Source organism: Lactiplantibacillus daowaiensis (genome assembly GCF_005405085.1).
GTDB classification, from domain to species: Bacteria; Bacillota; Bacilli; order Lactobacillales; family Lactobacillaceae; genus Lactiplantibacillus; species Lactiplantibacillus daowaiensis.
This window is the reverse complement of sequence record NZ_BJDJ01000003.1, coordinates 184,995-210,022: the sequence shown is the minus strand read 5'-3', so window position 1 is coordinate 210,022 and position 25,028 is coordinate 184,995. Positions and strand designations below refer to the sequence as shown.

20 protein-coding genes and 1 tRNA gene are annotated in these 25,028 nt (G+C 43.0%); 3 read left to right on the top strand and 18 right to left on the bottom strand.

The genetic code is table 11. The features are described from left to right. Positions 1-88: 88 nt before the first annotated feature. The 13 genes from smpB to rpoN all read right to left on the bottom strand — a co-directional run bounded on the left by smpB (position 89) and on the right by rpoN (position 16,436). Positions 89-559 (bottom strand): SsrA-binding protein SmpB, encoded by a 471-nt coding sequence (gene smpB, locus FFM75_RS03625; RefSeq protein ID WP_137627831.1) that lies wholly within the window; start codon positions 557-559, stop codon positions 89-91. A gap of 25 nt (positions 560-584) precedes the next feature. Next, complete coding sequence (gene rnr, locus FFM75_RS03620) at positions 585-3,032, bottom strand: ribonuclease R (RefSeq protein ID WP_137627830.1); 2,448 nt, start codon at positions 3,030-3,032, stop codon at positions 585-587. A gap of 20 nt (positions 3,033-3,052) precedes the next feature. Continuing rightward, positions 3,053-3,805, bottom strand: coding sequence for an alpha/beta hydrolase (locus FFM75_RS03615; protein ID WP_137627829.1), 753 nt, complete (start codon positions 3,803-3,805; stop codon positions 3,053-3,055). 51 nt (positions 3,806-3,856) lie between these two features. Next, positions 3,857-4,093, bottom strand: coding sequence for a preprotein translocase subunit SecG (secG, locus tag FFM75_RS03610; protein ID WP_137627828.1), 237 nt, complete (start codon positions 4,091-4,093; stop codon positions 3,857-3,859). Between the two features lie 100 nt (positions 4,094-4,193). Continuing rightward, complete coding sequence (locus FFM75_RS03605) at positions 4,194-5,744, bottom strand: ClC family H(+)/Cl(-) exchange transporter (RefSeq protein ID WP_137627827.1); 1,551 nt, start codon at positions 5,742-5,744, stop codon at positions 4,194-4,196. Between the two features lie 11 nt (positions 5,745-5,755). Then, on the bottom strand, positions 5,756-6,652 hold the full coding sequence (locus FFM75_RS03600) for a phosphotransferase (protein WP_137627826.1): 897 nt from the start codon (positions 6,650-6,652) through the stop codon (positions 5,756-5,758). Positions 6,653-6,826: 174 nt separating this feature from the next. After that, positions 6,827-8,569, bottom strand: a complete 1,743-nt coding sequence (spxB, locus tag FFM75_RS03595; protein ID WP_137627825.1) for a pyruvate oxidase — start codon at positions 8,567-8,569, stop codon at positions 6,827-6,829. 684 nt (positions 8,570-9,253) lie between these two features. Then, positions 9,254-10,582, bottom strand: a complete 1,329-nt coding sequence (eno, locus tag FFM75_RS03590; protein ID WP_137627824.1) for a phosphopyruvate hydratase — start codon at positions 10,580-10,582, stop codon at positions 9,254-9,256. Positions 10,583-10,659: 77 nt separating this feature from the next. Continuing rightward, positions 10,660-11,418, bottom strand: a complete 759-nt coding sequence (gene tpiA / locus FFM75_RS03585) for a triose-phosphate isomerase (RefSeq protein ID WP_137627823.1) — start codon at positions 11,416-11,418, stop codon at positions 10,660-10,662. Positions 11,419-11,444: 26 nt separating this feature from the next. Next, a complete protein-coding gene (locus FFM75_RS03580; protein ID WP_137627822.1) occupies positions 11,445-12,647 on the bottom strand; it encodes a phosphoglycerate kinase in 1,203 nt (400 codons plus the stop codon). 115 nt (positions 12,648-12,762) lie between these two features. Continuing rightward, complete coding sequence (gene gap / locus FFM75_RS03575; protein ID WP_137627821.1) at positions 12,763-13,785, bottom strand: type I glyceraldehyde-3-phosphate dehydrogenase; 1,023 nt, start codon at positions 13,783-13,785, stop codon at positions 12,763-12,765. A 67-nt stretch (positions 13,786-13,852) separates the two neighbouring features. After that, positions 13,853-14,881 (bottom strand): sugar-binding transcriptional regulator, encoded by a 1,029-nt coding sequence (locus FFM75_RS03570; protein WP_137627820.1) that lies wholly within the window; start codon positions 14,879-14,881, stop codon positions 13,853-13,855. Between the two features lie 220 nt (positions 14,882-15,101). Beyond that, the gene (gene rpoN, locus FFM75_RS03565) at positions 15,102-16,436 is read right to left on the bottom strand and encodes an RNA polymerase factor sigma-54 (RefSeq protein WP_137627819.1); all 1,335 of its coding nucleotides are present in this window, start codon (positions 16,434-16,436) and stop codon (positions 15,102-15,104) included. Between the two features lie 81 nt (positions 16,437-16,517). Between rpoN and FFM75_RS03560 the strand changes: the two genes are divergently transcribed. Further along, positions 16,518-16,589: transfer RNA gene (locus FFM75_RS03560), tRNA-Arg, on the top strand. Between the two features lie 327 nt (positions 16,590-16,916). Continuing rightward, complete coding sequence (gene clpP / locus FFM75_RS03555; protein WP_024626088.1) at positions 16,917-17,507, top strand: ATP-dependent Clp endopeptidase proteolytic subunit ClpP; 591 nt, start codon at positions 16,917-16,919, stop codon at positions 17,505-17,507. Positions 17,508-17,662: 155 nt separating this feature from the next. Here clpP and FFM75_RS03550 read toward each other — a convergent pair whose 3' ends face one another. Together FFM75_RS03550 and yjeM are read right to left on the bottom strand one after the other, a co-directional pair. Beyond that, positions 17,663-19,315 (bottom strand): peptide ABC transporter substrate-binding protein, encoded by a 1,653-nt coding sequence (locus FFM75_RS03550; protein ID WP_137627818.1) that lies wholly within the window; start codon positions 19,313-19,315, stop codon positions 17,663-17,665. Between the two features lie 320 nt (positions 19,316-19,635). Beyond that, positions 19,636-21,120 carry a glutamate/gamma-aminobutyrate family transporter YjeM gene (gene yjeM, locus FFM75_RS03545; RefSeq protein WP_137627817.1) on the bottom strand — a complete coding sequence of 495 codons (1,485 nt, stop codon included), beginning with the start codon at positions 21,118-21,120 and terminating at the stop codon, positions 19,636-19,638. 258 nt (positions 21,121-21,378) lie between these two features. On the opposite strand from yjeM, the gene FFM75_RS03540 reads away from it, so the two are divergent. Further along, on the top strand, positions 21,379-22,041 hold the full coding sequence (locus tag FFM75_RS03540) for an MmcQ/YjbR family DNA-binding protein (RefSeq protein ID WP_137627816.1): 663 nt from the start codon (positions 21,379-21,381) through the stop codon (positions 22,039-22,041). A gap of 110 nt (positions 22,042-22,151) precedes the next feature. On the opposite strand, the gene whiA is transcribed toward FFM75_RS03540, so the two are convergent. Genes whiA through rapZ form a run of 3 tightly spaced genes read right to left on the bottom strand, consistent with a single transcriptional unit; the run spans position 22,152 to position 24,978 of the window. Next, entirely contained in the window at positions 22,152-23,084 is a 933-nt protein-coding gene (gene whiA, locus FFM75_RS03535) for a DNA-binding protein WhiA (protein ID WP_137627815.1), read from the bottom strand. Positions 23,085-23,095: 11 nt separating this feature from the next. Further along, positions 23,096-24,097: a gluconeogenesis factor YvcK family protein gene (locus tag FFM75_RS03530; protein WP_137627814.1), complete on the bottom strand. Its 1,002-nt coding sequence runs from the start codon at positions 24,095-24,097 to the stop codon at positions 23,096-23,098. Next, positions 24,094-24,978 (bottom strand): RNase adapter RapZ, encoded by an 885-nt coding sequence (gene rapZ / locus FFM75_RS03525; protein WP_137627813.1) that lies wholly within the window; start codon positions 24,976-24,978, stop codon positions 24,094-24,096. Before rapZ ends, FFM75_RS03530 begins: the two co-directional genes overlap by 4 nt. Between the last annotated feature and the right edge of the window lie 50 nt (positions 24,979-25,028).

Below are 25,028 nucleotides of genomic sequence, written 5' to 3'. Positions count from 1 at the left end.
ATATCAAAAACAGGTCTGGAAAAATCCGAAGATTTTTCCAGACCTGTTTTGTTTCTAGAGACTTATGTCACAGCCTCTTTTGGCAAACTCAATAATGCTTCATCACGCGATCAATTTGCCGTTGTTGTTCGCGTTTTTTAATATCTTGACGCTTGTCGTATTCACGTTTCCCATGGGCGACCCCAATCAGGACTTTAGCAAAGCCATGCTTGAGATACATCTTCAATGGGATAATCGTGACCCCTTTAGTCTGCGTTGCTTCCCCCAACTTACTGATTTCCTTTTTATGGAGCAGTAACTTGCGGTTACGCAGTGGATCGACATTAAATCGATTACCCTCAGCAAATGGACTAATATGCACATTCATCATCCAAGCTTCACCTTGGCGAATCTGCACAAAGCCATCCTTTAGGTTAACACGCCGATCACGAACGGACTTAATTTCAGTCCCAGTTAAAGCGATCCCAGCTTCGTAGGTCTCTTCAACCGCATAATCGTGCCGTGCCTTCCGATTTTGTGCGAGGGCGGTATCGGGGTGTTTACCATGTTGTTTGGCCATTGCCGCACATCCCCTTTACTTTTGTCTAACGGCGGTGGTCAGTACTTTCCCGCCGTTGGCTATTATGGTTGTTATTACTGTGATTATTGTTGTTGCTGCGCTGGCTATTGCGGTTAGTCGTACTATTGCTACGATGATTCCCATTATTACTCCGGTTACCACCATTGCCGTTACGATTGCCGCCATTACCATTGCGGTTGCCATTCCGGTTATTATTATTCCCGTTACGCCGATAGTTACCATTACCACCGCGACGATTATTACCACGATAGTTATCGCTGTGTTCACGCTTAGGCAACAAGTCGGTCTTTGGTGCTTCTTCAGGATTCAACAACTTAAAGTCGATTTCACGTTGGTCTTTATCGACCCGCAATAATTCAACTTTAACCGGTTGACCAATCCGGAAAGTCCGTTTCGTCTTCCGCCCAACTAAAGCGAGTTGTTTTTCAACATATTCGTAATAGTCGTCGTCCATGACGCTAATGTGGACTAACCCTTCAACCGTATTTTCGAGTTCAACGAATAACCCAAACTTCATGACTGAATCAACAACCGCATCAAAATGTTCACCAACGTGGTCAGCCATGTATTCAGCCTTCTTCATTGAGTCAACATCACGTTCGGTATCGATCCCACGACGTTCATTATCAGATGTCGTTTCAGCAATATTTGGTAAGTTGTCACGATACTTTTCACGCGCTGCTTCACCAGTACCGTTTTCAGCGTAATGCCGAATCAAGCGGTGCACCATCATATCCGGATAACGCCGGATTGGTGACGTGAAGTGGGTATAGTATGGCGCCGCTAACCCAAAGTGACCCAAGGATTGGTCCGCATACCGCGCTTGCTTCATACTCCGCAACATCATTACTGAAACCATCGCTTCTTCTGGTTTACCAGCAACCTTCTTCAAGACATCTTGCAACATCTTCGGCTTAACGTCTTTAGAACTACCCGTCACGGTAACTCCGAAGTTCGTCACGAATTCAAAGAAGCTCAACATCCGGTCACTATCAGGCGTTTCATGGACCCGGTAGATGAACGGTACTTTGAGTAAGCTATAATGTTTGGCGACCGTTTCATTCGCGGCTAACATGAAACTTTCAATCATGCGTTCAGCTAAGCCACGGACCCGCAATTGGATATCGATTGGGTGACCAACTTCATCGACAATGATTTTAGCTTCATTATCATCAAAATCAATCGCACCACGATGCCGACGATTCTTGTATAAGATACGATGTAAATCACCCATCGTATCAAACATATCAACTAAGTCCGCATATTTTTCACGGGTCTTAGGATCATGGGCTTCCAAGATTTGGTTAACCGCATCATAAGTCATCCGGGCATGCGATTTGATCACACTCTGGAAGATTTTATGGTTAACGATATTCCCAGTTTGGTCAATTTCCATTTCACAAGTCATGGCTAACCGTTCAACATCAGGATTCAACGAACAAATGCCGTTTGATAACCGCCGTGGCAACATTGGAATAACCCGGTCAGTTAAGTAAACTGATGTCCCACGTTTAAAGGCTTCGCGGTCTAATTCTGAGTTTTCAGTCACATAATGACTAACATCTGCGATATGAACCCCTAAATGGAAGTTACCATTTGGTAAGCGCCAAGCAACGACCGCGTCATCCAAGTCTTTAGATTCAGCGCCATCAATCGTGACTAACGGTTGGTCCGTAATATCAACGCGACCTTTTTTATCATCTTCAGTCACATAATCAGGAATTCGATTAGCTTCATCAGTGACTTCTTCTGGGAAAACTGATGGCACATCATGTTGATAGACAACTTGTAAAACGTCCATCCCAGGATCATCGACACTCCCGATAACTTGTTTGGCAATCCCGACGATCCGCGTTGGATGTTGGGCATCTGGGTAAGCCGCAACTTCAGCGATGATAACTTCGCCTTCAGTTGGGTGAATACCTTGATCAGTCACTAATAGTTCATATTTAGAAAGTTTCTTTTCTTTAATGGCAACCGTCCCAATAAAACCAGGGTTATCCGTATTAGGCGTGAAAGCCCCGACGATTTGGGTATAGTTACGTTGTGTGATACTAACGATCTTACCTTCAGGGCCGCGGTCTGAACCGGGACGCGCTGGGCGAATAATCTCAACTTGCACGTCGTCACCCGTAAAGGCAAACATCGTGTTGTCAGGATTAATGTAAATATCTGGCAAATCGGGATCGTAACGGACGAAACCAAAGCCCTTGTCGTTGCCATGGAAAGACCCATCGACAAGTTTCGTTTCTTGAACGATTTTAAAGTGATCATGATCATCAGTCGTGACCTTTTTTTGACGTTCTAAGGTTGCGAGCTCTTTCACCAAAAACGTAAAGGCAGTTGCGCCTGTAAAATGCAGTTCATCGCATAACCGCTCAACACTGTAGCTGCGGTCAGGATGAGCTTGCAAGAAAGTAAGAATTTGCTCTTGTAAGTTAGATTCTGACATTATTTACCTCATTTATAAGTTTATTTATTAATAGTTTTTAAATACGTTAAGACATCTTGTTCTAATTGGTGATGGGCCGCATTCACGGTAATCACGTGCCCAGCATCGGCATACCAATGAAAATCAACCGGCGTCCCTTGACCACGTAAGCGGTCTCGTAGGCGTTTGGCGACCATCGCATCGATCAATTCATCTTGACCACCTTGCCCAATAAAAAATGGTTTCGTCAATTGATCCAAATGAGCGGTAATCTCAGTCGTCACAAATTGGTTAATTGTCGCCAATTGTTGTGCAACTGCTGGTTTTAATGCCGCCAAAATTGGGACCTGCTCAGCGGACGTCATTCCTTGTTGCTTTAATTGTTGCTGGCTCAATTTGATAAACATTGGGGCGACCTGATTGCGCTCACTTGATAGAACCGGTGAACTAAAGGTCCCACCGCCGCATAATTGGGCATCGCGCTCTAAAGCTAGCGTGGCAAATAACCCACCAAGCGATAAGCCAAAGATACTAATTTTAGTATAGCCTTTTTGGCGCATAAATGATATTGCTTGCTGGGTATCTTGCCACCAACGGGCTGGTGACTGAGCAAGAATATCTTGTGGTCGACCAGTGGCATGGCCGCTAAATTGTGGCCCATAGACCGTATAATTGTCCCGCTCAAGGACGCGCGCTAATAAGCGGACATCATTGGCGCTCCCTGAATACGCATGCAATAAAATGACGGCGTGGTCCCCATGTTCAAATAAAAACGGTTCTGGTTGTTTAATCAAATTGACACCTGCCTTAAAAAAAAGCCTCCTGAATCACAGGAGGACGGTCGGTTACTTCGATGAATACCAAGCTAAAGCGAGTGCGACGACAAAGAAAATAATTCCGAGTACGACGGTCACTTTTTGCATGAAGGCTTCAAAGCCCCGAGGTTTTTGCTTTGCGAATAAGTCATCCGCGCCCCCGGTCAATGAAGACATGGCATCATTTGTCTTAGATGGTTGCATCATTACCGCAATGATAATCACGACGGAAACGATTAATATTATCGTCATTAGTGTATTATACAAAAAAATGTCCTCCTAAAGAGTCCGCTATGTCTATAACAATTTAACATATTTAGGCTTGTTTTTCCAGTCTGCGACTGAATTAGTTATTTTCGAAAGCTGGTTAAGTCGTGGTAGCGGTTAACCGGTCAATTTGATGATGGACCCAAGCCCGGTTACTACGGTCGGTTAAGATAATTAAGGTATCCCCAGCGCGCATCAAAGTGTCCCCATGTGGAATCACTTGCCGTTCCCCACGCCGAATCGCAATCAACAAGGATTCGCGTGGCCATTTAAAGTCCCGGACTTGATGTCCTTCTAATGCCGAGCCTTCAAAGATTGGAAATTCCAACCGGTCTTGAATCCCACTATGCTCTGGTAATTTCGGTTGGGTTAATTTTTCAAGCAAGGCTTCATAGATTGGTGCGCCACCCAATAAATCAACGACTAAGTAAGCTGTTAATGATACGACCGCTAACGGCATCAAATGCGTCAAGGTCCCCACCATTTCTGTAATTAATAGAATTGCTGTAAATGGGGCCTTCCCAATCCCGGCAAAATAGCCGGCCATCGCAAAAATGATGAAGTTCGTCACGTACTGTGCAGGCATTAACCCTAAACTAACCATCGCTTGCGCATAGATTGCCCCTAAAATTGCCCCTAACGACAGAATTGGTAAGAAAATCCCCCCAGGTAGCCCAGAACCATATGAAACAGTCGAAAAAACAAAGCGCAACACAAAAATCCCGATCAACGCAATTAAAACTGGTGGCATTGCCGCTAAGTTTAAAATAACGGCATTTCCACCACCGAGTAATTGGGGCCACATTAACCCAATCGGAATCACTAACAAGAATGGTACGAGCCCATCCAACCACGCTGGTAGCCGTAACTTTGCATACCAACTCGGCGCCGCTAACGTCACATTTTGATAACAGTAGCCCAGAATACCTAAGAACACGCCCAAACCAATCAAGTTACCATATTGACTAATTGGCAGATTGCGGGCATATGGGATATGCAAGACGGGCACTAACCCAAAGAAGTTCATCGAAATAAAATTGCTGGCAATCGCACTAGCTAACGCCGTTGTCCAAATAATCGGTGAAAAATTATGATAAACTTCTTCCAACACAAACAAGGTACTGGCAATTGGCGCATTAAAAGCCGCTGATAACCCCGCGGCAGCACCACCAGCAATCAATGATCGCCGATCAGCCCCAGTTTGGTGCGTCGTTTCAGCAAAGCCTTGCCCAATCGTTGCCCCCAATTGAATCGACGGCCCTTCGCGACCGAGAAACAATCCAGAACCGATACCTAAGATCCCACCGACAAACTTCTTCCACAGGACCGGCCACCATTGATAATCCAATTCACCAGCTAATTGCCCTTCAACTTGTGGAATCCCAGAACCTTTAATATCCGGGGTCTGCTTCACAAGTAAACCAATTAAGACGGCAACGACGACGCTTAGGATCAACCACGGGACGATCAACCATGGCGTAACATGAATCTGACCATAGCACCATTGAACAAAGTTTAAGCCCCGTTCGATACAAAACCGAAAGACGCTGACGACAACGCCAGCAATGATCCCAACAATCAACCCGCGGCCAATCGCGTCAAACCGTGTTAAATCAAAGCGCCGATTATGTGATTGGCGTTGACTACTCACCCTGCTCACCCCTACTTTCCATTAATTAATGTGTCCAGTTTAGCTTGTAAAGCCGCTAACGTGACGTTTGCTGTTCCCATGAGCTGTGCGACCCACTTAGACCCATCAGTTCGCCAAAGTAAACCAAGTAAGACATCAGTTGCCAAGTCAATCTGCCCCACAGCGGCTAAAAAGCCATTAATAAAATCAGCATCCCCAGCAAACGCATCTAAGATCAACGGCACTAGTTCAGTGGCCTGAGGTGCTTGCATCGCTGTTTGAAAATGCTGGACACCGATTTGACCACCAGTCATGACGATTAGATTATCCCCAGTTAAGTTACCGTGTACAAACTGATTCGGCGTTACCGCATGCGCTGCTAAAAATTGCTGCCGGGCGGTCACGAATTCGGTCCCAAAAACTTGCCACAGATCCGAGTCACTGGCCACAGTGCCTTCAGCTTGATTAAAGCTAGTTACATCACCATTTAATTGCAGTAAGGCCAAGCCAATCTGACGACCTAGCGTTTGTTTAACTGCGGGTTTAGCAGTAGCTTTAAAGTTCGTCAATGGCACCCCTAAAACCGGCTGATAGATGACATAGTAGAATTGATACGCATCAAAAATAAACCCAGCATGCCGCATCGTGGGTGCCGCAATTCCTAACCGATTGACTCGCGTTAAGCTAAAGCGTTCCGTTTGATAACGATCGCGGGTAGTCGTCGCCACATTAGCTGGCGGGAAAACGGCAATACTTGTTCCCCCAACTTGAAAAATAGCTGCAAAGTCACTTTTAACTGGTTCTAAAGTTTTAAATGGTTCATTTTCACTGGAATAGATTTGACGAATCAGTGGTTCAAACGTCGTGGTCGAGGCCATGATTGCTTGCCAATCCGCCCATTGATTAATTTGGTGTTGGAAAAAATCCATAATTCTAAATCTCCTTTAAATGCTCGTGCTTTTATTTTACCACGACATTTCATCCATCGACCTAGTTGGCCACTAACATCCCCCGACTTTCTCCAAATAACGATTCTAGGACAACAAAAAACAACGCTACTCCCGTCAGAAGTAACGTTGTTTCTTGATTAATTTACATCAACTTTATTTAGTGACTTGGTCCAAGAAGTAGCCGTATGGATGCAAGCCTTCTGTTTGATACTTCTTAACGAAGGCATCAACATCAGCTTGTGAGGTCCACTTATTGGTTTCCAAAGCCATGTGTTCAGTCGTGAATGGCATTTCGTGCGTTAACTTAACGTCGATCAAGACTGGTTTGTCAGTTGCTTTAGCTTTTGCTAAGGCATCTTTTAATTCATCCAAGGTCCGGACAGTGAAACCTAAAGCGCCCATCCCTTCACCGACTTTAGCCCAGTCGGTATCAATCAAATCAACCCCTGATAATGGTTGTTTGCTGTCATCAGTTTGTTCAGCTTCAATAAAGCCTAAGGTTTCGTTACTGAAGACAATGTTGATGATGTGTAAGTGATACTTAACTTGGGTTAAGATTTCTTCGCATAACATTGCGAAACCACCATCACCACTTAAGCTAAAGACATCACGGTCTGGGTAGTAGCTCTTAGCGGCAATTGCAGCTGGCATGCCATAACCCATGGTTGCATATTGACCAGAAGTCGTCCACTTTTGATCACCGTGTAAGTTGATCAAACGCATGAAGTTAATGTTGACATTACCAACATCAACGCCGAAGACGGCTTTGTCACTGGCAGCTTTGTTAATTTCATTGAAGACTGGTTCTGGACGTAATGGTTGACTGTCATCATCTTTGAAGCTGTCTTGCCAGTCACGCCAGTTTTTACGGTTCAACAATGAAGCTTTGTAGAAGTCAGATTCTGGTAATTCAGTCCCTTTGTCAGCTAAAGCTTTTAAGGCTTTCTTAGCATCTGCTAAGATGGCTACATCAACGTGATGACGCTTGCCTAATTTTTCACTGTCAATATCGATTTGGATGACCTTGGCCCGTGGGTTGATCAAGAAGATACTGAATGGCACATCATTACCGACCCAGAGAACTAAGTCATTGGCAAACCCAGCTTCAACCCCTGGTTTTGGTGCAACCCGACCAGTTGAACCTAAATAGTTTTCATATTCATCTTCCACAATTCCTTTTGCTAAAACAGAAGAAATCATTGGCATGTGGAATTTTTCAGATAAGGCTTTTAATTCTTTGCCAGCATGTTTAGCCCCAATCCCGAAGTAAATTAATGGTGCTTTGGCATTCTTGATCAAATCCCAAGCTTCATCAATCCGTTTTGGATCTGGTTCTGGCATGATTGGTTGTTGATAAAGATCAGCAGTTGGTTCAAAGTTATCTTCGATTTCAGTCCAGCCCAAGTCTTTTGGTACGGTCACAACGGCAACACCAGAATGCTTGTAGGCTTGGCGAATCGCTTCGTCATACATTTGTGGAATGGATTCAGCAGTCATTGCTGTCCGGTTCCAAACTGAAACATCATCAAAGATGGGTTCTTCGTCAATTGCTTGGAAGAAGTCGATGTTCATCCGCTTAGTTGGCACTTGTGCAATAATCGCAACCAATGGCGTATGGTCATGTTTGGCATCATACAATCCATTTAACAAATGAACGGCACCAGGGCCAGCTGACCCAAAAGTAACCCCAACTTTACCTGTTAACTTCGCTTCAGCAGAAGCGGCAATAGCGCCGGCTTCTTCGTGGCGAACTTGAACATAGTGAAGGGTATCTTTCCGTTCATAAATGGCTTGCATCCCTGAGTCAAATGAACCACCAGGTAATCCATAGATGTTCTTAACGCCCCAGGCTTCCAAAACTTTCAAACCGGCTGTAGCTGCTTTAATTTTACTCATGACAACGTCGCACTCCTTAGATTTTAGGTTATCAAATCAATTAAACACTAAGTAAGCGTTTACAATCCGCTGTTTTAAATAAGTCCATCTGCCAATGGACCCCTCTTCTCAAACACCGACCAGTTTAACTGACTCAACTATATAAATTTGCAATATTGATACTTGATTGTCATACCCGTCAATTCGCGAATTCGTTGTTCCGCTTATCAACAAGGTCATCATACAACTAGGTTTATCTATAAGTCAAACGTTTTCCATAAACTCTTTTAAACCGCGCCACAAGTGCATTAATGAGCAAAAGTGTTAAAGCCCGTCAAGTCGGCTTTTCTTGTAACCGTTTACGTCCATAAAAGAGTCTATATATTTTTTTGATATTTTTTAACACCCAAAATCGATAGTTATTCTATATAATTACGTTGAAAAATTCAATTAATACCCCAAAAGGCCGGCTTGGTCTGGTTGGTTAACGGTTGTGTATTATTGCACTAATTGTAAGCGTTGACATTACCATTAAATCGGCCTAAAATGGAATCGTAAGCTTATTCCCACGACACTTAACAACTTTGACGAACGATCTCAAATCCTGCTGATTTGAGGTCTTTTTTTGTTCTGACCACGCCTTAACTGAATTTTTGCCAATAAAAAAAGCCCTACCGAAGTAGGACTTTTTTAAGGAACGATTGATTACTTGCTAGCAATCGTGTTACGAGCGTCTTCACTTAAGTTGTAGAAACCGTTAAGACCCTTGTATTCTGAAGTGCTTTCAAGTTGGTCTTCGATCCGCATTAATTGATTGTATTTAGCAATCCGTTCAGTACGGCTCATTGAACCAGTCTTGATTTGGCCAGCGTTCATTGCGACAACTAAGTCAGCAATAGTCGTGTCTTCAGTTTCACCAGAACGGTGTGAAACGATGGCAGTGTAGCCAGCTTGTTTAGCCATTTCGATAGCTTCAACAGTTTCAGTTAAAGTACCAATTTGGTTAACCTTGATTAAGATAGCGTTGGCAACGCCCATCTTGATCCCTTTAGCAAGGTAATCAGTGTTAGTAACGAACAAGTCATCACCAACGATTTGAACCTTTTTACCAAGCTTTTCAGTAGCCATTTGCCAGTCTTCCCAGTTGTTTTCATCCAAAGGATCTTCGATGGAAATGATTGGGTACTTGTCAACGATGCTGTCAAGTAAGTCAACGAATTCTTCGGCAGTAAATGATTGACCATTTTCGCCTTCACCCTTTAAGTCATACTTGCCAGTTTCTTCGTTGTAGAATTCAGAAGCGGCACAGTCAAAGGCGATTGAGATGTCTTTGCCTGGTTTGTAGCCGGCACGTTCGATGGCTTCGATAAGAATTTCGAATGGTTCTTCGTTGTTCTTCAAGTCAGGAGCGAAACCACCTTCATCACCAACGGCAGTTGAGTAACCGCGTTCGTTCAAGATAGCCTTAAGGTTATGGAAGGTTTCTGAACCCATCCGAACAGCTTCTTTAACTGAAGAAGCACCAACAGGCATGATCATGAATTCTTGGAAGTCAACATCGTTGTTGGCATGTGCCCCACCATTGATAACGTTCATCATTGGTGCAGGTAAGACATGCGCATTGAAACCGCCAAGGTAGTTGTATAATGGCATTTCAAGTTCGTCAGCAGCAGCACGTGCAGCGGCGATAGAAACACCTAAGATAGCGTTGGCGCCCAACTTAGCTTTGTTAGGAGTACCGTCTAACTTGATCATAGCTTGGTCAATGGCACGTTGGTCAGTTACATCGTAACCAACGATTTCTTTGGCGATTAACTTGTTAACGTTGTCAACGGCCTTAGTAACACCCTTGCCCATGAAACGGCTCTTGTCGCCATCACGTAATTCAACGGCTTCGTGTTCACCAGTAGAAGCACCTGAAGGAACGATACCGCGACCAAATGCGCCACTTTCAGTGTATAATTCAACTTCGACAGTTGGGTTGCCACGTGAGTCTAAGACTTCGCGAGCATAAATATCTGTAATAATAGACATTAAATTCTCTCCTTAATTTTGCTTGTAATTGGTTCACAATCTATTGTAAAAGGTTGTGCTTAAACTTGCAATAATAATTAGTTATTTTGGTAGTTAACTAATTCCAAGAATGAATCTGGTTGCATTGAAGCACCACCGACTAAACCACCATCGATGTTAGCTTTGCTCATTAATTCAACAATGTTAGCTGGCTTTACACTACCACCATATTGAATCCGAACTTTGTCAGCAACTTCTTGTGAGTAAAGGTCAGCAACTGTCTTACGAACAACGGCACAAATTTCTTCGGCTTGGTCGCTTGTAGCAGTCTTACCAGTACCAATAGCCCAGATTGGTTCATAAGCAATAACTAATGAACTAACTTGGTCAGCTGATAAACCTTTCAAAGCAGCTTTGATTTGGCCTGAAACCCATGATTCGGCTTGGCCGGCTTCACGTTGTTCAAGACTTTCACCACAGCAGATGATTGGTAACATGTTGTTCTTGAAGATTGCATGAGCTTTCTTGTTGATATCTTCATCAGTTTCGTGGAAATAGCCACGACGTTCTGAATGACCGATGACAACATAGTCAACGCCTAAGTCAGCTAAAGCAGCTGGTGAAGTTTCACCAGTAAATGCCCCAGCATCTTCAAAGTAAGCATTTTCAGCAGCAATCTTTAAATCAGAACCCTTAGCAGCTTCGACCATTTCTTGTAAGAAAAGGGCTGGAGCAGCAACGACTGATTCAACTTTAGTAGGATCTGGTAATTGATCCTTAACTGCGTTAACGAAAGCTAAAGCTTCGCTAGCAGTTTTGTTCATTTTCCAGTTACCGGCAATAATTGGTTTACGCACGATAGACCTTCCTTTCGGAGAACAGATTATTTGTCAGAGATAGCAGCGATACCAGGTAAAGTCTTACCTTCAAGGTATTCAAGTGAAGCGCCACCACCAGTTGAGATGTGGGTTAACTTGTCGCCAACGCCAAGTTGCTTAACAGCGGCAGTTGAGTCACCACCACCAACGATAGTTGTAGCTTCTGATAAAGTCCCTAAGAACTTACCAATTTCAAGCGTACCCTTAGCGTAGTTGCTCATTTCAAAGACACCCATTGGGCCGTTCCATACAACGGTTTTAGCGTCGCGTAAAACATCTTTGAATTCAGCAATTGACTTAGGACCGATATCTAAAGCCATGTAGCCATCAGGAATCGAGCCTTCAACGACTTTGCTTGGTACATCGTTGTCAAACTTTTCAGCAACTACTGAGTCGCTAGGTAAGACTAACTTGTCGCCAGCTTTTTCGATGATTGACTTAGCTAATTCGATCTTATCTTTTTCAACGAGTGAGTTACCAATACCCATGCCTTTAGCAGCATAGAACGTGTAAGTCATCCCACCACCAATGATGATCTTGTCAGCTTTGTCAAGTAAGTGATCGATAACACCGATCTTATCAGAAACCTTAGCACCACCCAAGATAGCAACGAATGGGTGCTTTGGATTGTCAACAGCGTTACCCAAGAACTTGATTTCTTTTTCCATCAAGTAACCGGCAGCAACTTGTTCCATATTTGAGGCAATCCCAACGTTAGAAGCATGTGAACGGTGAGCAGTACCAAAGGCATCGTTGACGTAAACGTCACCGAGTGAAGCCCAGTACTTGCCTAATTCAGGATCGTTACCTGATTCGCGCTTAACTTGTTCACCATTAACAACATCTTCAAAACGGGTGTTTTCAACAACTAAGACGTCACCGTCGTTCATGTTGTTGATTGCCGTTTCAAGTTGTTCGCCTTCCGTAACTGGTACGAAAGTAACTGGCTTGTTTAATAAGTTTGAAAGACGTTCAGCGACTGGGCGTAAGCTCAAGCCCTTCTTGTCGTCTTCGCTCTTGATACGACCTAAATGTGAGAATAAGATGGCTTTACCATCATGTTCACTAACATATTTGATCGTTGGTAAAGCAGCGACGATCCGGTTGTCGTCACCGATCTTGCCGTCTTTAATTGGAACATTAAAGTCGACACGAATTAAAACTTTTTTATCTTTAACATCTAAATCTGAAACGATTAATTTAGCCAATGTTAAATCCTCCTAGAATTCGTGACTTTCAAATAAAAAAACGGCAGAAGGAGATTGCCTCCCCCCGCCGTTTAAAAACCTATGCGGTTTTAAAGTTCGAGCAAACTAATTTATATTAGAGAGTAGCGAACTTCAATAAAGTACGTACCATTTGGCAAGTGAAGCCGTATTCGTTATCGTACCAAGCAACGGTCTTAACCAATTGGTTGTCACCATCAGAGGTAACTTCAGTTTGGGTAGGATCGAAGATTGAACCGAAAGTAGTACCGATAACATCAGATGAAACGATTTCGTCATCGTTGTAACCGAATGATTCGTTACCTTCAGTATGCTTCTTGATAGCAGCGTTAACTTCGTCAGCAGTAACTTTCTTGTCTAAGATAGCAACTAATTCAGTTAATGAACCGTCAACAACACCAACACGTTGTGCATGGCCTTGTAACTTACCGTTCAATTCTGGGATAACTAAGCCAAGAGCTTTAGCAGCACCAGTTGAATGAGGAATAGTGTTTACACCGGCAGCACGAGCAGCACGGAAGTTACCGCCACGTACAGGGCCGTCTAACAACATTTGAGTTGAAGTGTAAGCATGGATAGTAGTCATAGTACCAACCTTGATACCGAATTCTTTGTTTTCAAAGAATGCAAGTGGTGCAAGGCAGTTAGTAGTACATGAACCAGCAGAAACAATGCGGTCATCTGAAGTTAAGATGTCATCGTTAACATTGTAAACGATGGTCTTCAAGTCTGAACCAGCAGGTGCAGAAATCAAGACACGCTTTGCGCCAGCGTCCAAGTGAGCTTGTGACTTAGCTTTTGATGTGTAGAAACCAGTACATTCGAGAACGAAGTCAACACCGTCGTTCTTAACCCAAGGAATGTTTTGTGCTTGTGGTTCTGCGTATACACGGTATTTCTTACCGTTAACAACGATTGAATCGTCAGTAGCTGAAACGTCAGCATCCAAAGTACCATGAGTTGAGTCATACTTCAAAAGATGAGCCAACAATGCAGGTGAAGTTAAATCGTTAATAGCAACAACTTCGATATCACTTGACTTTGCACCAAGTTCTAAGATACGACGGAATGCTAAACGACCGATACGTCCGAAACCATTAATACCAATTTTTACAGACATACTAGAATTTCCTCCTTGTGGAAATAAAAATATTTTTATTTTAAAAAGCAGTTCCTATATTAAGATACTACTTTTTTAAAATCAAGTTAGCGGCACCTTCGTCCGTGATCAAACACGTCCGTTTTGGTGCAATTTTCATATACGCCTCAATTGCGGTTGCTTTAGAAGCCCCGCCCGCAACTGCGAGTATAATCTCCATATTGGCCAGTTCTCCGATTTGTAAGCCAATCCGTGGAATCCGATAAACGACGTTACCATCGCGATCAAAGAAATAGCCAAAAGCTTCACCAACCGCTGAGCGGCTCCGTAAAACTTTAATTTGATCCTCGGACATGTTCCGGCGACGTGCCATTGAAACAGCATCACCAACACTGTGAATCACCACGTTAGCACTACGGATAATCCCCAACACCTCTTGGATACTTGGTTCCTTAAGGAGTGGTTCATAAGTTCGTTCACTGACCTGTTCTGGTACATACAATGACCGGAATTTACCACCGGTATGCTGTGCCATTTGTGATGCGATGGTGTTTGCTTGAATCGCAACCGATTCACCAACACCGCCGCGAGCTGGAACAAAGAGCAAATCACGCTTGCTAGCTAGTTTGTTAGTAAGGTTATTTGCCACATGTTCCATCGTGTGGCCCCCCATTACCGCAATAATACTCTCGCCTTCCGGCAATAATTGCTGTAATAGTTGATTAACTTCTTCGCCCATCGACCCAATGACTTGTAACTGACGATCTGAATCGCCGGAAACAATGATACAACGTTTAATGTTGAATCGTTGTGCCAATTGACGTTCTTTTTGGCGAATACCCATTAGCTCATCCATGAACTGACTCAAACCGAGTAAAACATCTTTACCCTGTTTCGTCACCTGCATGCCGGCTTTATCTGTGACAATCAAATCAAGCTTCCGTAACGTATCCGTTTCGGTTCGCAAGGTTCGCTCACTCACATCCAAAGTCTGAGCTAATAGTCGCCGTCCAACTGGGGCCATCCAATTAATGGTCCGTAATACTAAGTAACGATGACTTAGCATCTCAACCATGTCTGGGGCAATTGCCTCAATCCATTGAATATCCGAATGCATGGCATCCAACCTGCTCTCTAGTGGGACGGATTCAGTCCAGCTATGTCGAATAACGACCCAAAGACTTCAAAAAACAAAGCACACAACGATAATTTACTAGGAAATTGATGTTGCATACCTCTCTTAACCACAACATGAATTATAGCAGGTTCATGGAGTGGTTGCAAATCAGAACAAGCGGAAGCTTATAACCGACTGGTCCAAACCACCACTTTTATTATTATTCGGTTTTTAGATACTGTTTCCGCTTGGATGACGACGGAATATTAAGGTTTTCACGATATTTAGCAACGGTCCGCCGTGAAAGTTCGATATTTTCCGTCTTAAGAATCTGAACAATTTTTTGGTCTGAAAGCGGTTTTTCTTTGTTTTCCTGATTAATTAACGTCACGATTCGATGTTGAATGCTATCCGCAGAGACTAATTCACCATCGGTGGGACGTTTACTGACCGCTTTGGTAAAGAAACGTTTAAGTTCAAACATGCCGAAGTCAGTCTGAATGTACTTGCCATTAATACTTCGGCTAATCGTAGATTCATGAACTTGTAATTGTTGCGCCACGTCACGCAATAACAGTGGCTTCAGGGTCGTCTGCTTTTCTAAAAAGAAATCTGCTTGGCGTTCAATAATCACGGTCCCAACTCGGAAGATCGTCGCTTCACGTTGTTGTAGACTGCTAGCGATCCATTCATATTCTGATTTTTTTTCTTTTAAGTACTCCGTAACTTCACGATCAGAATGCTGATTCATTTGTTGATAATAATTGCCTTGAAACTTCACGACTGGCTGCGCCATTGAAGCCGTCTTTAACGCCAATTTACCTTGTCGATTCGTCACGACCAAGTCTGGAAAAATGTAGCCAGTTGTTTCTTGTCCCACCGCCGCGCCTGGCGTGGGGCTGAGTGTCCGGACGTAATCATAGACACTCGAAATATCGGCTAACTCGACTCGATATTGCTTAGCCAGCTTTTCCCATTGCCGATTAACCAACGCATCAAAGTTTTCTTCTAAAATAATGTACGCCAAATTAGGCGCTGCATCGTCATTCTCCGTTTGTAGCATCAATGCCTCTTGTAGGTTACGCGCCCCAACACCAGGTGGATCAAGTTGTTGCAATAACGTAATCGCATCAAGCAATTCAATCGGTGTTGCCTGCATGTCCGTCATGACTTGTTGTTCATCCACTTTTAAATAGCCATTAACATCTACATATTCAATTAGATGTAACACGATTTTTCTCAATGGTGTGTCACGCATCGTTAAATGAATCTGATCTAATAAATATTCAAATAATGAATGTTGATTGCTCGTTGACACCCGTTCAATAAAATCATCGTGTGATGGCATATTTTGGGCCGCCGTTAGACTAGCATGGTTCGCGTTCCAGTTTGTATCCACATCAATTAATGGATTTTCTAAGGCCTTTTGGGTCAAGAAGTCGCGCAATTCCTCAACATTGAACTGTAACATCTGTATTGACTGTTGTAGTCGTTGTGTCATAGCTAATTTTTGCGACTGTCGTTGTTGCTGGCGAAAGCCAGGTCCGATTGCCATAAATAATCCCTCCCAAACATTTTTTACAAATACCCCTTGTGTTTTTATCCATTATCCGCTAAACTATAACATGTTGTTTAGGCGTCCGTAGTGTAATGGATCGCACGTAAGATTCCGGTTCTTGAAATGGGGGTTCGATTCCCTCCGGACGCATCGCTTAGCTGAGAAATGATTCTCAGCTTTTTTTGTACGTCCATTTAAAACCCAATTTCAAACTCATACCGCTTTCATTCTAACATACTCACTATTTGACACCAGTCACAGTTGCGTGGGGTCACCAAATTTTGGGCAAGAAAAAGAGATTGGGTTCACCCAATCTCAAGCCGTATATGATAGAAACCTAAGTATAACACTTTCCCAATGAAAACGGAATTTTGTTTTTGAGGTTTTTCGTTTGACCTTCACTGACCTTGGGGGTAAACTACATTTATATTAGCAAGTCGCTAATCAATCTAGAATTCATTAGGAGGCTAACAAGTTATGTATCCAGTTCCGACAGTTATCGAACAGTCATCACGTGGCGAACGTGCTTATGACATTTATTCACGACTTTTAAAGGACCGTATCATTATGTTATCTGGTCCCATTGAAGACAACATGGCCAATGCCATCATTGCCCAATTGCTCTTCTTGGATGCCCAAGATTCTGATAAGGACATCTACCTTTATATCAACTCCCCAGGTGGGGTCGTAACCGCCGGCTTAGCCATCTATGACACCATGAACTTCATCAAATCTGATGTTCAAACGATTGTTATGGGGATGGCTGCTTCCATGGCCAGTGTCTTAGCATCATCCGGGACAAAGGGCAAGCGCTTTGCGTTACCTAACTCTGAAATCTTGATTCACCAACCATCTGGTGGTGCTCAAGGTCAACAAACTGAAATCGAAATTGTTGCCGAAGAAATCTTGAAGACTCGTAAGAAGATCAACGAAATCTTGGCAAGCAATTCTGGTCAATCAGTTGAAAAACTGAACCATGATACTGAACGTGATAACTACTTAACCGCACAAGAGGCTAAGGATTATGGTTTGATCGATGATATTATGGAAAACAACAGCTTGAAATAAGCCTTAATTTAAACTGAATCTGCTACGGCAGGTTCAGTTTTTTTGTTTTAATACCGGTTTTTTCAGCCATCTGCGCGCAAAAAAGCCACCACCAACAAAAAATTGTCGGTGGTGGCTTTTACATAACCCTAGTCATTTAATTCAGTCGCTTAATATTACTTGGCAATATAAGCATATTTATAGTTCCATTGTGTCCCGGCGGTATTATGAATCACACCTTTGACCTTTGGATTTTGCAAGAATGAATAGACAGTTTGATAGATTGGCGTAATGCCTTGGTCTTTCATTAAAACCTGTTCAGCCTTCAGCATATCTTGCCAACGCGCTTCTGCATTATTGGCATCTTGATTTTGCGCTTTTTTAACGAGCGCATTATATTCACTACTACTATATTTACCATAGTTATAGCCGCTACCACTTGTCATGATTTGTAAATGTGAGATGGGATCATTAAAATCAGCCCCCCACAAACTCAAATAGATATCAAAGTTTCCTTGTTGGGCCCGTGTCGACGCAACCTTTGATGGAATGTTGGATAAATTGATCGTCAACCCTGGTAAATTCTTTTCCAATTGACCTTTAAAGTATTGTGAAATTGGCTTATTGGGTTCGTCATTAGATGTCAACAAACCTACCGTCAACTTTTTAAGCCCAACTTCTTTGAGTCCTTCTTTCCAAAGCTTCTTAGCTAAAGTTGGATTATAGGAGGTTGAGTTCTTAACAGTTGATTCATCGGCGAAGTCTTTCCCACTCTTCGGATCACTCGCTAAGTTTTGTGGCACAAAGGTCTTAGCCGTCGTTGACGCATCACCAATCACATTTTTGACAAGTGATTTTCGATTGATCGATAGTGAAATCGCTTGGCGAATCTTCTTATTGTTCAACGCTTTGCGAATCGTTTTATTGCTGTCCTTAAAGTTATACGCTAAGAAGGTCGTGATTGAATAAGGATACGTGGTGTAGTCCTTATTTGTCTTCATGTTTTTAACTTGTTCACTGGCCAATTGTGTCAAGTCTAGCTTGCCTTCTTGGAACAAATTGAGTGTCGTTGTTGTACTTTCATTAACGCTATAGTTGATGCGGCTTAAATGCACGGCCTTTTTATCCCAATACTGATTGTTCTTAACAAATGCCCACTTATTGTTAGTCCCAGTCCAACCAGTTAATTTGAATGGCCCACTATATAACATATATTGTGCTTTAGTGCCGTATTTACTACCCCACTTTTTGACCGCTTTTTCACTAATTGGTCCAAACAATGGATAGGTCATTAACTTCTTGAAGTACGTGATTGGTTTATCCAAAGTGACGATAAACGTGTGCTTGCCTTCAGCTTTGACCCCTAAAGTACTTGGTGATTTTTTACCAGCAACGATTTGATCGGCATTTTTAACACCGGAGAACAAATACGCGTATTGTGACTTCGTTGCCGGTGTTACCGTTCGCTTCCATGAATAAACAAAGTCTTGGGCCGTAATTGCTGACCCATCGCTCCACTTCGCATTACGAATCGTGAAGGTATACGTTTTGCCATCTTTAGACACTTTGGTTTTACTTGCTAATCCTGGTGTGACCTGGCCATTTTTACCCAACCGGTACAGACTTTCAAAAATATTCCCAGTACTACCATAACCGGACATGTTTGAAATATCGATCGAATCTAACGTACTCGAATAAGATAAATTTAAAACTTGTTTGCTGGCATACTTGCCACTACTATTTGACTGGCTACTTTGCTTACCACAAGCGGCCAACACCGTAACTAATAACAAACTAAAAATGACTGTTAACACTGATCGCTTTTTCAAAACTTTCGCCCCTTTATAACTTTTTTTAGTTGACTAACTTACCCCGAACCGGAAAACAAAAAACGCCTGCCTAGAATCTCGTCAGATTCCAAGCAGGCGTTTCAAAAATAACGTTTTGAGCTCAAATGCCGTTAATTTCGATGCACTAGCGATGCTTGTAATTCAACGCAAATAACCATGTTGTTAGTTAAACAACATGGACAGCACATCATCATTTTAGCTGTGTTGAATTGCGTTTGCATAATTGACATCGCTCCGATTTCATAAGATAGGTTCAGTATAGAGAGTGCAACTTACTTTTGTCAAGTGATTTTTAACGACTATTTGGCGACCCGATGTTCACGAACTTGATACCACCATGCGCCAGCAGCCCCAAATATAATTGGTCCAGCTAGCATCCAAATCGTATTCTTGATGTCGCCATCAACTAAAATTGGTTGGATCAAGGTGAACACATTGGCGCCTAAAACAACAACAAACACACCCCAACTGATCCAGGTCGTCCATTTTTGTGACTTATACACTTCAAATGGTTTTAAAACGGCCTTGTTTTGTTTGAACTTTGGAAAGGCATATAACAAGAACAAGTATGGCAACGTCATCGAAACATTCGACATTAATGTCAAGATGTTATAAAACGCCGATGGATCGGTGGTGGCAAATGAGGCAATCAAGATAATAACAATCACGATCGCACATTGGACCATCATGGCATAACTTGGCATTTTGTTTTTATTGAGTTTGGTAAACTTCGCTGGCCAAAGTTCTTTGGGCGTTCCTAAGATCAAGGTCTTTAGTGGCGAATAAGTCAAGGTGAAAAATGCCCCCGCATAAGCTAAGAACATCCCTAAACCAGTATAGCGGGCAAACCACAAGCCAATCACATTACTGGTGGCCGCCGTTTGACCCAAGGCTTGACCCAAGACATACCCTAAGTTACGCATCATCACATAACTAATATTCCCCATGTTGGTGGTTGGATTTGACAAGACCGCTTGCCAGTTAGTGCTAATTCCCCAGCAGAAGATCCCCACCGCATATCCCAACGTGATAATCACGGCTGAGATAATAATGGCCCGTGGGAACGTCTTTTCTGGATTTTTCGTCTTATCGACCATCCCACCGAGAACTTCAAGTCCCCCATAGGCAAAGATGGCAAACACGGCAAAGCTCATTAAGCCAATTGGATGTTGATAACTTGGATTAGGTGAACTCATGATGTGTTGCACCGGTTGGGCTAAATGGCCGTGTTTCAAGGCCAAAATCACTCCAGAAATCACCAATAGGATTGCATTCAAACTAGTGACCGCAATCCCACCTAAACTCGTAATCCGGACAATCCCTTTGACCCCTTTAATGGACACCCAAGTGACAATAATCATCCATACGCAAGATAACAACCCAATCGTCTGGGTCGCATTCAAGCCTAAGAAGGCAAATTTCTGGGTTTGATCACTCCCAAAGAAAGTGGTCGTAAATGGAATCCAAACTTTTGCTGAAGTTGAGACCATCCAAATAATATACGACGCAAACCACATGAACGTCCCAATAAAAGCAAACCGGGCATTCACACTAACTTCTAACCACTTATACATCCCACTACTATCCGACTTAATGGCAGCCCCATATTCGGCCATCATCAAGGCAAACGGAATGAAAAATAACACGGCAGCTAATAAATAAAACAGAATTGACGCATAGCCCATTAAATAAAAGGCGACCGTACTGTTGGCAAATCCAAAGACGGTCGTGAAAATCATCATGACTAGGGCAGTCAAGGTGATTTTATTGTTATTTTCTGACATACTGATTCCCCACTACTTTTTTAGTTTCAGCTGGTTAAAAAACCGCTATCATGAATATAGTTTAGATTAAAATTCAAATAATCCCGTGCGGGTTTAGTAATAAACGGCTAAATTTATAATGTGATAAATTGGCCATTTAAGCCTAATTTTTTTAATAATTAACCAACTTACTTATTAACTAAGTAGTCACATTGTTTTATGCAGTATAAATGTATAAGCTAAGTTTATTAAACTAATTACTTTGAGAGGACCGCTAACATGACAACTGATTTATTTAAGTACCAACGTGGGCAAGCTGAGCGTTTAATTGCTGCGGGATTTCAACTAACTGCTGATATTTATACGCGGACCCAACCACTCCTCGCGCCAATCTTTGACTTAACGATTAATATCCAATTACCACATACGGTCACGACCCAATTAATCGACCGTGACACACAGGCACCTTACACCTTACATTTAGCCGCCCGACCGACTGGCAAATTCGTTGCCCAAGTCCGGCAAGCTTACTTAGATGCCCTACAGACAGTCGCTGATCAATGCTTTGAGCCCGATGTTTTTCAAACTGATAGCGCCCGGGACTTAATTGCTTACGTTGACCATCAGTATCATGATCAATTAGAATTTCTTTGGAAAAATTTTCCAACCAATGCGGTGTGGCGCCGGTCGGATACTAAAAAATGGTATGCCGCCATTTTAACGGTCGCACCAGATAAACTAGGGCTTACCGGCGATCACCCCCTAACTGTTTTGGATTTACGGCTAGAACCCGACGCTTTGACCGCATTAGTCGATCAGCAAACTTATTTTCCTGGCTACCATATGAATAAAAAGCACTGGTATACGATTATTTTGGATGGTCAAGTGCCCCTGGCCGAACTAACTGAACGTCTAGATCATAGCTACCAATTGGCGCATTAAAGCGAGAACACAGCGATACGCACAAAAAAATCTCAGCCCACAAAATTGTGGCTGAGATTTTTTAATGACATGTGATTTAATTATCGAAGTTGATTTTTATCAGGGTTACGCTAAGCATCTTTTTGCAATTGTTCCGCAAACTGATTGATTTTACGTAACCGGTGATTGATTCCCGATTTAGAAATCGGACCACCCGGTACTAAGGTCCCGAGCTCTTTCAAACTAACTTCCCGATGTTCTAACCGCGTCACCGCCACTTCTTGTAGCTTCGGTGGCAATTGCTTAAGGCCAACTGTTTCATCGATTAATAAAATATTCTCGATTTGACGACTCGACGCATTCGCAACTTTATCCATATTGGCATTTTCGCAGTTCACTAAGCGGTTCACTGAATTGCGCATATCCCGCATAATGCGGATATCTTCAAACTTCAACATCGCATTGGTGGCGCCAATCAAAGACAGAAAGTCCGCAATTTTTTCAGCTTCCTTGATATACGTAATAAAGCCCCCACGGCGATCGGTCGTCCGTGAGTTTAAGCCGTACTGGTTCATCATGTCAGAAATCATCTTATTGTGTTCTTCATACAGTGAGTAGATTTCCAAATGATAACGTGACGTTTCTGGATTATTAACGGAACCGCCCGCTAAAAAAGCCCCCCGCAAATACGACCGCACAGCCGCATCATCGGTTAAGACTTCCGTCGGGGCTACTTCAACAATTTGAAAGTCTTTTAAAATTCCTAAGTCTGCTAAGACCATATCAGTCCCAGTCTTTAGGCGCACGATATACAGGTTATTTTTGTTCAGCTTCATTTTGCGCCGCACGATTAGTTCACTGGCAACGTCATAAAACTGCTTTAATAACCGGTAGATACGCCGCGCAATTGCTGGGTTTTCGGTCTGAATATTCAAGATGAAATGATGATTAGCTAAACTAATCGTCCCATTCATTCGAATCAAGGCCATTAACTCAGCTTTAGCATTCTCGCGATGGACAGTAAGGTTGGTTAATTCTTTCTTAACTTCACTGGCGTATGACATCCTGGGCCCTCCTATCTTAAAATATCGGAATGGCCGACTAAGTTCATCAGTTCGGCAACCACTTGGTCACCATCATGAAAGGCCCCGTTGTCACGGAGTTTCAAGAAATTCGAAGAGATAACTTTACAGCCTTGATCCCGTAAGCCACGGAAGTCATGGCTGACTTGACGTGACACTTCGTTAAACTTATGAAAGTCCATGTAATCATCAGGCACTTTTTCGGTGTTAACCAAGACCGTATTAATAAAGTTTTCACCTAAATGCCGGTTTAAAACACGAACATGATCGGCATCAGAGAAATGATCAGTTTCACCTTTTTGGGTCATAATATTGCAAATATAAACGACTTCGGCATCGGATTCACAAACTGCGCGCCCAATATTATCGATCGTTAAGTTTGGCAAAATACTTGTAAACAAGCTCCCAGGTCCTAGGACAATTTGATCAGCAGCCATGATGGCATCGATCACGGGTTGAACAGCAGCTGGTTTTTGACCATCTTTATCCGTCACCCAAACCCGCTCAAGTGACTTATGCGCCGCAGTGATCTCAGCTTCACCAACTAACTCAGAACCGTCTTTAAACTTACCATGGAGCGTCAAGGCTTCATTAGCCGCGGGATACACGTGCCCATCAACGGCCATCATCTTAGACAATTCTTGAACCGCATCAAACACCCCAGACTTCATTTCAGTCAACGCCGCAATAATTAAATTACCAATCGCGTGACCAGCAAAGAACTGATCATCACCTTGGAAGCGGTACTGGAAGATATCTTTATACAGGTGTGGTAAATTCGAGAGTGCCACCATCACATTTCGAATGTCACCAGGTGGCACCACGTTCACATAATTCCGAATGATACCAGATGACCCCCCATCATCGGCCACCGTCACAACCGCCGTGATGTCAACGTCTTGCTTACGCAAGCCACGTAAGACGACTGGCAAGCCAGTCCCCCCACCGATCACGACGATTTTAGGCCGTTGGGTCTTAAACGTATATTTTCTCATGAGCGATTAACTGTTTCCTTCCGTTTCTTGACGTCACGGTGACTAATATGCACCTTGTAATTTTTCGCCAAGGCTTCACCGATGCGCTGCGTCAATGCCACTGAACGGTGTTGCCCGCCAGTACACCCAATCGCAATCGTCAAGCTGGTTTTACCTTCTTCTTCATACCCAGGCATGATGCTTTCCAACATGCCCAAGAATTGTTGATAGAACTGCTCGGTCGCCGGTTGTGACATCACATAATCGTAGACTGGTTTATCAAGACCAGTTTGATGCTTTAATTCTGGAATGTAGTACGGGTTTGGTAAGAACCGCACATCCATCACGATATCGGCATCGATTGGTAAGCCATATTTAAAGCCAAATGATAACATTTCAATATGAAACGTTTCATCAGCACTGGTTTCAAATTTATCAAAAATTGATTCGCGTAGTTCCCGTGGCGTTAACGTCGTCGTGTTGATTACATATGACGCGCGGTCTTTTAGTGGCGCAAGTAAATCGCGTTCCTTTAAGACACCATCCATAATCCGGCCTTCCATCGCTAACGGATGGGACCGGCGGGTTTCTTTATAACGTGAGACCAATTCTTCGTTGGATGCATCCAAGAAGAGGATTTTTACGGAAACAAAATCCGTATTATCTAGATTGGCCAACATATCAATAATTTCATCATAAAATGCCCGTGATCGTAAATCGATCACTAAAGCCACTTTCTCGATCTTACCTGATTCTTCCACTAACTCAGAGAATTTTGGTAACAAAGCTGGCGGCATATTATCGATACAAAAATAACCAAGGTCCTCAAAACTCTGGACGGCGACCGTTTTACCGGCCCCACTCATCCCAGAGATAATGACTAATTGTAATGAATCTGCCATAGTTGTAGACTCCTTCATGACCGTATTGATGGTAAGTATAGCATACCGGG